At 67.3% G+C, this 13,487-nt stretch carries 8 protein-coding genes; 4 read left to right on the forward strand and 4 right to left on the reverse strand.

Translation table 11 applies throughout. The features are described from left to right. Window positions 1-42: 42 nt before the first annotated feature. Window positions 43-1,251 carry a PQQ-dependent sugar dehydrogenase gene (locus KBY77_RS00700; protein ID WP_255101701.1) on the reverse strand — a complete coding sequence of 403 codons (1,209 nt, stop codon included), beginning with the start codon at window positions 1,249-1,251 and terminating at the stop codon, window positions 43-45. Between KBY77_RS00700 and KBY77_RS00705 the strand changes: the two genes are divergently transcribed. The 3 genes from KBY77_RS00705 to KBY77_RS00715 are packed head-to-tail and all read left to right on the forward strand — an operon-like array spanning window position 1,232 to window position 4,535. Further along, window positions 1,232-1,882 (forward strand): succinate dehydrogenase cytochrome b subunit, encoded by a 651-nt coding sequence (locus tag KBY77_RS00705; protein ID WP_255101702.1) that lies wholly within the window; start codon window positions 1,232-1,234, stop codon window positions 1,880-1,882. The two genes, KBY77_RS00700 and KBY77_RS00705, sit on opposite strands and share 20 nt — an antisense overlap. Next, complete coding sequence (locus KBY77_RS00710) at window positions 1,882-3,792, forward strand: fumarate reductase/succinate dehydrogenase flavoprotein subunit (RefSeq protein ID WP_255101703.1); 1,911 nt, start codon at window positions 1,882-1,884, stop codon at window positions 3,790-3,792. The genes KBY77_RS00705 and KBY77_RS00710 overlap by 1 nt, the downstream gene beginning before the upstream one ends. Continuing rightward, the gene (locus KBY77_RS00715; RefSeq protein ID WP_255101704.1) at window positions 3,789-4,535 is read left to right on the forward strand and encodes a succinate dehydrogenase/fumarate reductase iron-sulfur subunit; all 747 of its coding nucleotides are present in this window, start codon (window positions 3,789-3,791) and stop codon (window positions 4,533-4,535) included. The genes KBY77_RS00710 and KBY77_RS00715 overlap by 4 nt, the downstream gene beginning before the upstream one ends. 44 nt (window positions 4,536-4,579) lie before the next feature. Here the strand turns inward: KBY77_RS00715 and bchD are convergent, their stop codons facing one another. The 3 genes from bchD to KBY77_RS00730 form a co-directional block, all read right to left on the reverse strand. Beyond that, window positions 4,580-6,607 (reverse strand): magnesium chelatase ATPase subunit D, encoded by a 2,028-nt coding sequence (bchD, locus tag KBY77_RS00720; RefSeq protein WP_255101705.1) that lies wholly within the window; start codon window positions 6,605-6,607, stop codon window positions 4,580-4,582. Further along, a complete protein-coding gene (bchH, locus tag KBY77_RS00725; protein ID WP_255101706.1) occupies window positions 6,607-10,353 on the reverse strand; it encodes a magnesium chelatase subunit H in 3,747 nt (1,248 codons plus the stop codon). Before bchH ends, bchD begins: the two co-directional genes overlap by 1 nt. A gap of 188 nt (window positions 10,354-10,541) precedes the next feature. Next, a complete protein-coding gene (locus KBY77_RS00730; RefSeq protein ID WP_255101707.1) occupies window positions 10,542-11,354 on the reverse strand; it encodes a transglutaminase family protein in 813 nt (270 codons plus the stop codon). A 545-nt stretch (window positions 11,355-11,899) separates the two neighbouring features. On the opposite strand from KBY77_RS00730, the gene KBY77_RS00735 reads away from it, so the two are divergent. Next, the gene (locus tag KBY77_RS00735; RefSeq protein WP_255101708.1) at window positions 11,900-13,453 is read left to right on the forward strand and encodes a bifunctional orotidine-5'-phosphate decarboxylase/orotate phosphoribosyltransferase; all 1,554 of its coding nucleotides are present in this window, start codon (window positions 11,900-11,902) and stop codon (window positions 13,451-13,453) included. The last annotated feature ends 34 nt before the right edge of the window (window positions 13,454-13,487 follow it).

A 13,487-nucleotide genomic window follows, 5' to 3' on the forward strand; every position in this document is an offset into this window, starting at 1 on the left:
AGCCGATCCGCCGGGTAGGCCCGGGCCAGGAGGGATACGGCTTCAGGGTGAGGTGCTGGATACAGCCGGCTCAAGCCGGATCAGGGCTCCATCGCCGGCTCCGTCGGTGAGCACGTGCAGGTGGCCGTCGGGACCTTCACCCACATCCCTCACCCGATCCCCCACCGGCAGAATGGTTTGAGTCAGCACCTCCCCGGACGGGCTGAGCTGGATGCGGCGCACATCACCAGAAACGAGTCCGCCGGCAAACAGGTTGCCCTTCCACGATTTGACCGCCCGGCCGCTGCCCACCGCCAGACCCGAGGGGGCGATGGCCTGCATCCAGACCAGCCGAGGGTCCACAAGGCCTGGAGCGCTCCTTAGCGACGTGATCTCAGGACCGGAGTACTCACGACTGTGGGTCACCGTTGGCCAGCCGTAATTCCCCGCCGCAACGACCAGATTCAGCTCATCCCCGCCTCTGGCGCCGTGCTCACTCGCCCAGATCCGCCGATGCAGCGGGTCGTAGGCGAGCCCCTGAATGTTGCGGTGCCCCAGGCTCCAGACGGCCGGATCGGCGCCGGGATCCGATCGGAAGGGATTGTCGGCTGGGATGGTGCCATCGTCGTTCAGCCGCAGAATTTTGCCCAGGCCGCTGCCCCGGTTCTGGGCCTGAAGCCGGATCGCCTTGCCCTCCAGTTCAATGGGCGGATTGCCCCCGTCTCCCACCGAAACGAGCAAGGTGCCATCTGGAAGCCAGAGCAGGCGAGAGCCAAAGTGCTGACCGCCGGTCTTGGCTGGTGTCACCGCATGAAGCAGGGTCAGCTCCTCGAGGCGGTGATCGACCAGGCGAGCCCGGGCCACCCGGGTCTGATTCGCCTGGGCATTTCCCGCCGCATAGGTGAAGTACACGAGCTGATTGCTGGCAAAGCGAGGATGCACAGCCACATCCAGCAGGCCTCCCTGACCCAGGACCAGCAGTGGCGGAAGTCCGGCGATCGGCCTGGGGTCGAGCACTCCCTGGCGCACCAGGCGCATCCGCCCTGGCCGTTCCGTGATCAGCAGGTCGCCATTGGGCAGCCAGGCCATGCCCCAGGGGTGCTCCAGACCACTCACCAGCACCGTGCGGCGCAGCTCGGACTCCGTGGGCGTGGCCTCCGGCTTTGCCCAGGAGCAGCCCGGGGCGACACCCAGGACCAACACGGCCAGCAGCACAAGCCTCGTTAAGATCACTTCAGGCCATTGCGTGGGCTTGAGGTCAGTCACTGGCATGGCCCAGGCGATTCCGATCACGGCAGCAATTCTGATTCTGTTCGTCCTGGCCCATGGGCTGGGGGCATCTCTGGCGCTCCTGGATCCAGCTGGCTTCGAGAGCTATGCAACGGCATTGCATCACGCTCCATGGCTGCCGCCCCTGGAGCTCACCCTGGCCCTGGCGGGCCTTGTCCACCTGGCCCTCACCCTGCTGCGTGTGATCACGAACCGCCGAGCCCGGGGCACGGCGCCCTACGCCCAGTGGCGCAGCCGGCGTCTTCAACCTCTGACGTCCCTGGCTGGTCGTACGGCTCCGTTCAGCGGTGCGCTGCTGCTGCTTTTCCTGGCCGTGCACCTGGGCCAGCTGCGCTGGCCCAGGCCGGGGGATGGCCTGGAGCGGCAGACCCTTCTGCTGGCGCTGGCCTCTCCCTGGGCCCTGGGGCTCTACGTCCTGGCGGGCGTGGCCCTTGGTCTCCATCTTCTTCACGGTGCCGAAAGTCTGGCCCGCAGTCTGGGCTGGTTGGATGAGACCAACGCCCCAGGGCTGCGCCTGGCCGGCCGTACCCTGGCGGCCCTGATCGGTGGTGGCTTCGCCCTGCTGCCCCTGGCACTGCGGGCCACAGGCGCTCTGGCAAGGGCTGGGTTCTGATGCGGCTCGATCCTCTGCTGCCACCGGGCCCGGTGGCTGACGCCTGGAGCCGGTGCCGTCAGGATTTAAAGCTGATTGCTCCCGCCAATCGGCGCCATTTCAGGCTGCTGGTGGTGGGCAGTGGCCTGGCGGGCTCATCCGCCGCCGCCAGCCTTGCTGAACAGGGCTATCAGGTGAGACTGATCACCTACCACGACAGCCCCAGAAGGGCCCATTCGGTGGCGGCCCAGGGGGGCATCAACGCAGCCCGCAACTATCAGAACGACGGCGACAGCGTTGAGCGGCTGTTCCGCGACACCGTACGGGGCGGTGATTTCAGGGCGCGCGAGGCCGGCTGTCACCGACTGGCTGAGATCAGCGGAACGATCATCGACCAGTGCGTGGCCCTGGGGGTGCCCTTCGCCCGTGAGTACGGCGGAACCCTCTCCAACCGCAGCTTCGGTGGCTCCCAGGTGAGCCGTACGTTTTATGCCCGCGGTCAGACGGGCCAGCAGCTGCTCTACGCCGTGGTCCAGGCTCTGATGCGGCAGGTGGAGGCTGGCCGGGTGGAGCTCTGCCCCCAGCGGGATCTGCTCGATCTGATCACCTTCGAGGGCGTGGCCCGCGGCGCCATCTGCCGCCACCGGCTCAGCGGTGCCCTCGAGACCCACACGGCCCATGCGGTGCTGCTGGCCAGCGGCGGCTACAGCAACGTGTTCCATCGCTCCACCAACGCTGTGCGCTCCAACGCCAGCGCCCTCTGGCGCGCCCATCGCCGCGGCGCCCTGATGGCGAACCCCTGCTTCACCCAGATTCACCCCACCTGCATTCCCAGCGGCGATCCCGACCAGAGCAAGCTCACCTTGATGAGCGAAAGCCTGCGCAACGACGGGAGGGTCTGGCTGCCGCGGCAGCCGGGTGATCAGCGTCGCCCCGATCAGGTGCCGGAGGCTGAGCGCGATTACTTCCTCGAGCGGCTCTACCCCAGCTACGGCAACATGGTTCCCCGTGATGTGGCCTCCAGGCGCGCCCGCGAACTCTGTGGGGCCGGCCATGGGGTGGGGCCGGCAGGCCGCTCGATCTATCTGGATTTCAACGAGGCGATCGAGCGCGAGGGACGCGCTGTGATTGAAGCCCGCTACGGCAATCTCTTCTCGATGTACGAGCGCATCACCGGAGCCGACCCCTACCGGGAGCCGATGCGCATCTATCCAGCTCCTCACTACACGATGGGTGGCCTGTGGGTGGATTACCACCTGATGAGCACGATCCCGGGCCTGTTCGTGCTGGGGGAGGCGAACTTCTCCGAGCACGGCGCCAACCGGCTCGGTGCCAGCGCCCTGATGCAGGGCCTGGCCGATGGGTTGTTCATTGCCCCGGCCACCGTTCCGGCCTGGCTGGCCGAGCATCAGCACCCCGTGATCGACCCCGACCACCCCGTCTGCCGCGCGGCCTTGGAGGGCGTGCGGCAGCGCATCACCCGACTGCGGTCCAGCGGCGGCGCCCAGCCGGCGGAGGGGCTGCGGCGTCAACTGGGTGCCCTGCTGATCGAGAGCTGCGGCATCAGCCGCTCGGCCGCTGGTCTGCGCTCGGGGCTTGCGGAGGTGGCAGCCCTGCGGGCAAGCTTCGATCAGGACCTGCTGCTCCCGGATCCCGGCACATCCCTGGATCCAGAGCTGGAGAAGGCCCTGCAGCTGGAGGATTACCTCGAGCTGGCTGACCTGATGCTGCGCGATGCCCTGGCACGAGAGGAGTCGTGCGGGGCCCATTTCCGCGAGGAGCACCAGAGCGAGAGCGGCGAGGCCCTGCGTCGCGACGCCGAGTTCAGCCACATCGCGGCCTGGGAATGGCGAGCTGATGGAAAACCCATCCGCCACCAGGAACCGCTGCACTTCACTCAGATCAGCCCCACGGCTCGCAGTTACCGATGAGCGGTCCTTCCAGCCTCAGCCTCACCCTTCGAATCTGGCGTCAGCGCCAGGACGAGCCCAGGGGACGCTTCGTCGACCATCTCCTCACGGACCTGAGTCCGGCTCTCTCCCTGCTGGAGGCCCTTGATCGCCTCAACCAGCAGCTGCTGCTGGCGGGCGAGCGGCCGGTGTACTTCGATCACGACTGCCGTGAGGGCATCTGCGGGTCCTGCGGATTCATGATCAATGGCCAGGCCCAAGGGCCCCGGAGCGGCACGACTGTCTGCCAGCTCTACCTGCGCGACTTCAGCGATGGCCAGGTTCTCACTCTCGAGCCGTGGCGCGCTCGGGCCTTCCCCCTGATCCAGGATCTGGCGGTCGATCGCTCCTCCCTCGATCGACTGCTGATGGCCGGGGGCTATGTGTCGGTGAACATCGGCAGCGCCCCTGAGGCCAATGTTCTGCCAGTCGGCCTGGATCTGGCTTCCCAGGCCTTCGATGCCGCCAGCTGCATCGGCTGTGGAGCCTGCGTGGCAGCCTGCCCCAATGCGTCGGCCAGCCTGTTCGTGGCGGCCAAGCTGGCCCATCTCGAGCTCCTGCCCCAGGGCCAGCCGGAAGCTCCCCGGCGCTCCAGACGGATGCGCCAACAGATGGAGGCGGAGGGCTTCGGAGCCTGCGGCAACCAGCTGGAGTGTTCGGCGGTCTGCCCGAAGGAGATTCCCTCCAGCCTGATCAGCCGCATGAACCGCAAGACCAGCGATTGAGCAGCGGCGGGTGAACTGCCCTGTCCGGCTGGGTATGGGGACGCTCAGACGGGCCTGATCGCCCCGCGGGCAGCCGCCGCGATCGCACGCTCTCCGGCCCTGGGCAGCGCCAGATAGCTGGCGCCGGCCCGTTGTGCCAGTTCGCGGCCCAGACCCGAGGCGATGTAAGGATTCTCGGTGTCAATCACCAGCATCTCCAGGCCGAGGCGGCGGATCGCCGCCGCGATCGTCAGCAGTTCATCCTTCAGGCCCGCACCCGCATCGGAAGGGGCTCCCTGCCGCTCTTCCCGCAGGGAACGGGCCAGGGGCACGTTGGCCTTGCCGTCGCTGATGAGCACCAGCACCACCTCGCCGATGTCCTTTGAGCGACGTGCGTTCAGAGCCAGCCGCACGGCCAGTGTCAGGCCATGCGCCAGTGGCGAGCCGCCGCCGCAGGGCAGCCGCTCCAGCCGACGCGACGCCGCCGTGATCGAACGGGTGGGCGGCAGCAGCACCTCGGCACGATCGCCGCGGAACACGATCAGGGCGATCTGGTCACGGCAGCGGTAGGCCTCGCTGAGCAGTTCCAGCACCGCTCCTTTGGCGGCCTCCATCCGGTTGAGGGCCATCGAGCCGGAGGCGTCGACCACGAAGACGATCAAGGCACCCGCCTTGCGGGCGAGGCGCTTCACCCGCAGGTCGTCTTCGCTGATGAAAACGTGGTGGCGCTGGCTGCGGGGATGGCTGCGGCGGCGGGCCTTCTGATGCGGCGCGGCTGCCCTGAGTGTGGCGTCGATCGCGACCCTCAGAATCGGGCCATGGGGCAGCACCGGCTTCACGTAACGGCCCCGCTCCTGCGAAAGAATCACACCCCGCCCGCCGGCCTTGCCATGGCGGCGACGGGCCCGCTGCGTGAAGGCCAGCAGGGCTGGATCGAGCAGGATTCCCTCGGGGCTGAACACGAACTCCTCAGGTATGGCAGCTGCTTCCGGTGGTGGACGGTCCCGCTGCTCATCCGGTTCGGCTTCCCCCTCCAGCGGCGGTTCGGAGGGGGGCTCAGGCGTGCGATGCGGGGGGTTGTCCTGCGGGGGCACTTCTGGCTCCACCGCTGCCGCCCTGGGAACGATCACGAGTTCCACCGCGCGGTGTAGATCCTCGGCGGACACGGCCGCCCGCCCCGCCAGGGCCGCATGGGCCAGAGCCGCCCGCACGGCGAACAGATCGGCGCGCTGGCCCTCCACGCGCGCCCGGATCGCTTCGTTCACCAGATAGCGGACCTGATCGGGCTGGATCCGCAATCTTGGCAGCCGCGTACGCGCATCCGCCACACGGCGGCGCAGCACCTCCAGCCCGGCCACGTAGGGAGCCCAGAAGCGCACAGGGTCGTCCTGATGCGCCAGCACCCGTGCCACCGCCTCCACACGCTCCTGCAGCGTCAGCTCGGCATCGGCCGAGAGCACGATCGCGAATCGGTCCACCAGATGGGGCCGCAGCTCTCCCTCGTCCGGGTTGTAGGTGGCGATCAGCAGAGGCCTGCAGGGGTGCTGGAAGCTGATCCCCTCTCGCTCCACCCGATTGGTGCCGTCGGCCAGAACCGTGAGCAGCAGGTTGCCGATATGGGGCTCCAGCAGGTTGATCTCATCGACGTAGAGCACGCCCCGGTGCGAGGCGGCCAGCAGACCCGGCTGGAGCACCGGGGCACCGCAGCGGATCGAGCGGCTCACGTCCACCGAGCCCAGCAGCCGGTCCTCGCTCACTCCAAGGGGCACCTGAACGAAGGGGCTGGGGATCCAGCGGCTCGGCAGAGCGCGACTGCTGCGCTCCCTTCGCCCCCGGGTGTCGTCGTCCCACTCCCAAGGCCTGTCCGGATCGGCGTTGCAGCAGGAGCTGCGGATCACGCGGATCGGCGGAAGCAGGCTCTGGAGCGCACGGGCCAGAACCGATTTCCCCGTGCCCCTCCGACCGGCGATCACCACACCCCCGAGTCCGGGGTCAACGGCCAGCAGCAGCAACGCCGTCTGGATCGGCTGCTGCCCCACCACCGCGTTGAACGGGAAGCCGCCGGCGGCCGGCGCCGGACTGGAGGATTGCACTAGGCCGCCACGCCTTCGAGTTCGGCGTCGGTGAGGTCGTAGAGGTTGCGCAGCTGGACCAGCTTTTCGGGAGTGGCCGTCCAGATGCCGCGGGCGTTGGCCTCCAGCATGCGGCCCACGAGATTGCGGAAGGCCTCTGGATTCGCTTCCCGCAGCCGCCGGGCCATCTCCGGATCAAAGGCGTAGGTGTCAGCCGCTTGGTCGTACACCCAGGCGTCGCAGAAGTCGGCGGTGCCGGCCCAGCCGATCAGGGCCGTCATCCTCTGGGAGATCTCGTAGGCGCCGCCTGCACCCATCGCTGCCATCGCCTCGGCCCACTTCGGGTTGACCAGCTTGGTGCGGTACTCCATCCGCAGCAGCTCTTCCAGATCGCGGGGGGTGATGTCCTTCGAGAAGCTCTCAACGAAACTGGCCGTCACCTTGGCGCCCCGCTGCTGCTCGGCGGCCTGCTTCAGCGCTCCTGTGTTGGCGTAGTACTCCTGGATGTCGGTGAGGCCGAATTCCACAGAGTCGATCTGCTGCACCACACGCTCAGTGCTGCCCAGCAGCGTGCGCAGCACCTCGGGGCGGGCTTCGCCCCGGTCGCCCCGGCCGTAGCTGTAGCTGTTGCGCTCCCGCCAGGTGGATCCGAGTTCCTCGCCGCTGTCCCAGTTGGAATCGGTGACCCGCTCGTTCACAAGCGACCCGAAATCCCCGGCCGGGTTTGAGAACAGTCGCGCCGTGGGGTTCTCGATCCCCTGCGCTTCGAGGGCGCGGGCATGGCGGCGGATGAAGTTATCGCTCTCGGACTCCTCGGCGGCGGCAGCGCGCCGGAAGAGGTCATCGAGCAGCTCGACGATGTTCACGAAGCTGTCGCGGAAGATCCCGGAGAGGTTCACCAGCACGTCCACGCGGGGATGGCCCAGCTCCTGCAGCGGCCGCAGCGCGTAGCGCACGATCCTGCCCGTGCCTTCCTTCACCGGCTCGGCCCCCACCAGCTCCAGCAGGATGCCGAGCGATTCGCCGCGGGTCTTGATGGCATCGAGGCCCCAGAGCATCACGGCCACTGTTTCGGGCCATGTCCCGTTCTCCTGGCGGTGCTGCTCGAGGATGCGCAACGCAATCGCCTTGCCGCGCGCGACGGCAGCGGGCGAGGGCATGCGGTAGGGGTCGAGGGCATGAATGTTGCGGCCCGTGGGCAGCACGCCTGGGCCGTCGCGGAGCAGATCGCCGCCGGGTGCCGGCGGAATGTATTCACCATTGAGGCCGCGCAGCAGGTTGGTGAGTTCCTCCGTGCTGCGCGCCAGCAGGTGGCTGATCAGCAGCGCCTCCTCCACCCGAGGCCGCAGGACGTCGAGGCGGCCGGGTGCGAGCCGATCGATCAAGGCGGCAGCCTGGGCGCTGCGCTCCGCCTCCCCGCTCGCGGCCTTCTCCAGGCTGATCGCGCTCACCAGTTCAGGCTCCAGGTCGTCGCCGAAGTAGGCCTTGAGATACCCCTCCAGCTCCTCGGGGTCTGGCGCCTGGCCGAGCACATGCAGGCCGCTGGAGAACAGACGGTTCTCAAGCAGCTGGAGGTACTCGCTCAGCCGCACCAGGTAGGCGGTGAACGACTCGGCGGCGGCTGGCCCGGCCGTGAGCACCTCGCCGGGCGGGCAGTCGGCATCGAGTCCGGTGTCGAACACCTTCTTGGTGATCGCCTCGCACAGCGCAGCGTTCCGCTCCGGATCCTCCCGGTACTCGCTGATCAGATCACGCAGCAACACGAGTTCGCGGTAGAGCCCGGCTCGGCCGTAAGGGGGCACGTTGTGGGAAATCAGCACGCCATAGCCGCGCCGCCTGGCGAGCATCGATTCAGATGGATTATTGGCGGCATAGATATAAAGATTCGGCAGGTCGCCCATCAGGATGTCGGGCCAGGAATAGCCCGTGTTCCCGAGTGGGCAGCCGGGCAGCCACTCCACCGTGCCGTGCATGCCGAAATGCACCACTGCATCGGCGCGGAACTCGTTCTGCAGCCATTTGTAAAAGGCGGCGTACTCCGGATGGGGCGTCAGATCCCGCTCGTACATCAGCCGCATCGGATCACCGGCCACCCCGAGCGGCGGCTGCACTCCGATCCAGACGTTGCCCAGCCTCACGCCACCAAGCAGGAAGCGATCGCCGATCGTGCGGATGCCGCTGCCGCCCAGCGACCGCCACTGCGCCTCGATCCTGCGGGTATCGAAATCGCCCAGCCAGTCCCGCAGGGTGTCGGTACGCACGGTGGCGATCGGCGCCTCGTCGAGCGAAACGCCCTCGGGCACACGGCCGATCCAGGCCTGGTCGGCCTCCCGCACCCGCTGCAGCAGCACCTCGGGGTCGTCGGGGAGCTCCCCCACGTCGTAACCCTCGGCCTCGAGCGCCCGCAGCAGCCGCAGCAGCGACTGGGGCACCTGCAGCAGCGCCGCCGTGCCGGTGGCGCCGTAACCCGGCGGGAAGCCGTAGAGCACGATGGCGATCCGCCGCTGCGCCGGGGGCTTGCTGCGCAGCGCGATCCAGTGGGTGAGCCGCCCCGTGAGCCGCTTGAGCCGCTCGGGGATCAGGTGGATGCGGTCCCCCACCAGGCCGCCGAGCGGCACCGGGTCGATGGCGCCATCCAGTTCGGGCAGGGCGTAGAGAACCACGCTCTGCAGGCCGCCGATGCCCTGTCGCGTCCAGGAGTGGATGTCCTGGATCAGCAGCGGCGCCGAAACCACATATGGGACGTTCTTGGCGCGCAGGATCCGCTGAGCCACCTCTTCGCGGCGTCCGGCCTCCATCGAGCCGGCCGGACCGCCCACCAGAGGAAAACCGATCGTCGAGACGATTGCGTCCACCACCACGGCCTCCCGGCCGGACGTCCCGGCGGCGATCTCGGCCGGGCTGGTCATCCAGTCGCGGACGGCCATGTGACCCTCCACTCCGTTGATGAACACCGGCAGGGGCAGCAGCCGCGCCTGCTCGAAGCTGCGGATCAACTGCGGGATGTAGGGCTGTGCGGTGATCACGTGCTTGCGGTACAGCAGCACGCCCACCACCGGCCAGCCAGCACTGCCGGGCCGGCTTTGGTGGAACCAGTACAGATAGGCGCGGGGAGAGGTGAAGAAACCGTCGTGGTCCGGGTGCAGCAGGCCGAGATCGGGGGTTTCACACGGCGGTGGCACGGGCCCCACGTCCAGGCCGAGGCATTCCCGCGCCAGCAGCAGGAACAGGGCCGACACGTTCTCGGAGCCGCCGGCGTTCCAGTAGCCGTAGATGATCAACCAGCGACGCAGGTCCTGGGCCCGGCGCAACGGGATGAAGCGCAGCAGCTTGGGACCCACCTTGAGAAACCCGATGTAGCCAGCGAGCCTGTCTTCCTCGCGTCCGCTGCTGAACTTGGCCAGGAGCGCCCGCACCGGCTTCGGCATGCCGCTTGACGAGCCGCCCATCTCGAAACGTCCCAGCCGGGTGAGCGCCATCAGCTCCAGCGCCGATTCGAACACCAGGCGGGTGGGGATCGCTGCGATGCGTGGCCGCAGCCATTCCACCTGGTCGTAGTCGAAGATCAGGCTGGCAAACAGAACCTGTGCGCCCCGGAGCGCCGCTTCCACCTCGGCTGGCCGGCCTGCCAGATCCCGATCGCTGAAATTACGGATCTCCAGTGCCGGACACCGGCCCATCGCCGCCTCTGCTGCCTGGCGATAGAGGCCGGCGTTGAACGACTCGAACCCGGCGATCAGAACAATTCGGTGTGATGCCATCGGCATGGGTCCTTGTTCAGCCAGGTCCCCCCGTGCTGGGACGAATTGCGGGGGGCGTGCCGATCATGGGGCGGAACTGGCGTGGATTGAGCCTACGGATCTCCGTGCAGTGTCCGGTGGTCCGTTTTCCGGCCAGGGTCGAGCTGGCCGAGCTGAACTTCTGTCTAACCAGGAGCCGGTGATCGAGCCTCCGCTCAGACTGCCGCCAGGGCTTGGGTGATCACCTCGAACCTGGTCAGGTCGTGGGGGCCGAAGGAATGGAGGAACGGCACATCGCCGGCATCGCGGCCGCGACCGATCAGCACCCGGCCGATCCGCGGGGTGTTGTAGCGGGCATCGAAGACGTGCCAGCCCCCCTCCAGATAGGCTTCGAACCAGGCGGAGAAATCGATCGGTTCCGGCCCGCGCGGCACCCCCGTGTATCCCACATAGCCGGTGCAGTAACGCGCCGGGATATTCAGGCTGCGGCAGAAGGCGATCGCCAGATGGGCGAAGTCGCGGCAGACACCCTGCCCCTCCTCCAGCACCTCGAGCGCGGTCTTGGTGGGGCGGGCCTGGCCCATGTCGAAGTGAATGCGGGAGTGCACCGAGTCGCAGATCGCCTGCACCTGCGGCCAGCCCGCAGGGATCTCGCCGAACAGGTCCCAGGCCGTCTGATCCAGCCGGTCGGTCTCGCAGTAACGACTGGGGCGCAGGAACTGATAAGTCTCCGGAGGCAGGACCTCAACGGGCACCGCGCTGAGATGGGGGAGCACCGGATCGGGCTGGGCGCTGCACTCCACCAGTGCCCGCAGGCGGAGCTGGGTGTCGCCTGCCGATGCCACCAGGCGGCAGCACCGGTTGCCGAAGCCATCCACGAACTCCGTCACAGGAACGGCAGGCTTCGAGATCAGCTGATCGTCGCTCACCAGATCACCCCGGCGGCTGGTGTGGGGCTGCACCATCAGCAGCAGGGGTGTGGGCTGCAGACAGGCCACCGTCAGATCGCAGCCGACCGTGATCCTCATTGCACTGGGGGGATACGACCCGGTCTTAAATCTGCAGGGAGTCTGGCGATGGCCCCACGGTTGCGCGAGCCGATGTCAGGAGATGCGGCCCCAGACTTTCCGGTGCGGGGCCGATCGAGAAGTCCGATGGGAATTTCTGGGGATCTTGCGGCCGCCTTGCTCATCCAGTGCCTCTGCAGACTGCCTGTAAGTTCTCAGAAAACAGTTGAAAACTCAGGCAGCAAGACCTCAGGCAGCAGCCTGAACGATTGAACTGGACTTCTCAATCAGCTGGCATTAAACGGGAAAGGCAATATCCCACGCTGCCCCTGGTGCTGGACGTCCGTTGAGTGGGGTGTTCTACTCAACCATCTCCAAGGCCTGCCACCACCACCGCCAGATGCAGCTGCACCCCAGACAGTGCACCGTTTCTGGCCTCACACCGCCGAGCACCAGTCAGGAACCCCCATCAGCACTTGGTCACCGAACGCCATCGACGCAACGGGCCAACGGTTGAGCGGCCGGGGGGTGGCCTGCACTGCCATGCTGGCCCAGGGGCAGGCGCCATGAGCTTTTTCGTCAAACTCACCGAAGCGATGGCCAGCCGCCAGTCGCTGCTGATCACCGGCTTGGATCCCAATCCGGAGATGCTGCAGACCTGGACGCGCCACAACGCCGGCAGCGGTTCCTTTCTGGCCCAGGCCCGCCGCTGGATCAAGGCGGTGATCGAGGCCACCTCCGACAACGTCTGCGCCTACAAACCGAGCCTGGGCTTCTACCAGGCCCTGGGGCCGATCGGCCTGGAGTTGCTGCGCGAGGTGCGCGAACTGGTGCCGCCGGAGCTGCCCCTGATCCTCGATGCCAAGCACGGCGATCTCAACAGCTCCTCGGCCCTGGCCCACTACATCTTCCGCGACCTCGGCGTGGATGCGGTCACCCTCTCCCCTCTGGCGGGACAGGACATCGCCGCCCCCTTCCTGCTCTACCCGGACCGGGCGGTGGTGCTCACCTGTCACAGCTCGAATCCCGGCGCCCGGGTGGTGCAGCACCATCCCAACGAGGACGACCCGCTCTTCATCACGATCGTGCGCGAAACCCAGCTCTGGGGCACCCCGGAGCACCTGTTGCTGGAGGTGGGAACCAGCGATCCGGCCATTCTGGCGCGAGTGCGGCGGGAAGCACCAGAGCGTTTTCTGATCCTGCGCAGCCTCTGGGGCGAGGAAGAGCGGCTGGAAGCGTTGCTTCAGGCGGGTCTCAACGCTTCCGCCGATGGATTGCTGCTGCCCCTGCCCCAGCACCTGCTGGTGGAGGAGGGAATGGCGGCGGGTACCCAGGCCCTGCGAGAGCAGATCGCGACGATGCGAGCCAACTGGGATGGAGGAACGGCCGATCGCTGCGAGCTCTGGTTGCCCGCTCCCAGGGCAGCGGCGGCGGCAAACAGCCTGCTCGACGCCAAGAACCTTGAGCTGCAACGGCTGGAGGAACAGGACCTCGATGAGCAGCGGCTCGATGAGCTGCTGGTGGATCTGTTCGACATCGGCTGCCTGCTCTTCGGTGAATACGTGCAGGCTTCAGGTGCAGTGTTCAATTACTACATCGATCTGCGCCGGATCATCTCCGATCCGAATCTGTTTCACCGGGTACTGCATGCCTATGCGCAGCCACTGGCCCGTCTTCAGTTCGATCGAATCGCCGGTATTCCCTATGGATCACTGCCGACGGCCACGGGGCTGTCGCTGCAGCTGCATGTGCCCTTGATCTATCCGCGCAAGGAGGTCAAGGCCCATGGGGCCCGGCGCCTGATCGAGGGGGATTTCGAGGAGGGCGAAACCGTCGTCGTCGTCGATGACATCCTGATCACAGGCGGCAGCGTGCTGGAGGGCATCGCCAAATTGGAGTCGTCAGGGTTGAAGGTTCGCGATGTGGTGGTGTTCATCGACCACGGGGGTCAGGCTGTCTCTCGTCTGGCCACTGAGGGCTATGCCTGCCACGCAGTGGTCGGGATTGAGCGGATCACCGCTGCGCTGCGCGCCGCTGGGCGTCTCAGCCAGGATCAGGCCGACCTGCTGGCTGAGCACACCACGGCAGCCCCGGCTCCTGCCAGACGGGCCAAGGTCTGAGAGCACCACCACAATCACCTGCCACTGATCAGCT

It is taken from the genome of Synechococcus sp. Cruz-7E5, from assembly GCF_024345995.1.
GTDB lineage: Bacteria > Cyanobacteriota > Cyanobacteriia > PCC-6307 > Cyanobiaceae > Regnicoccus_A.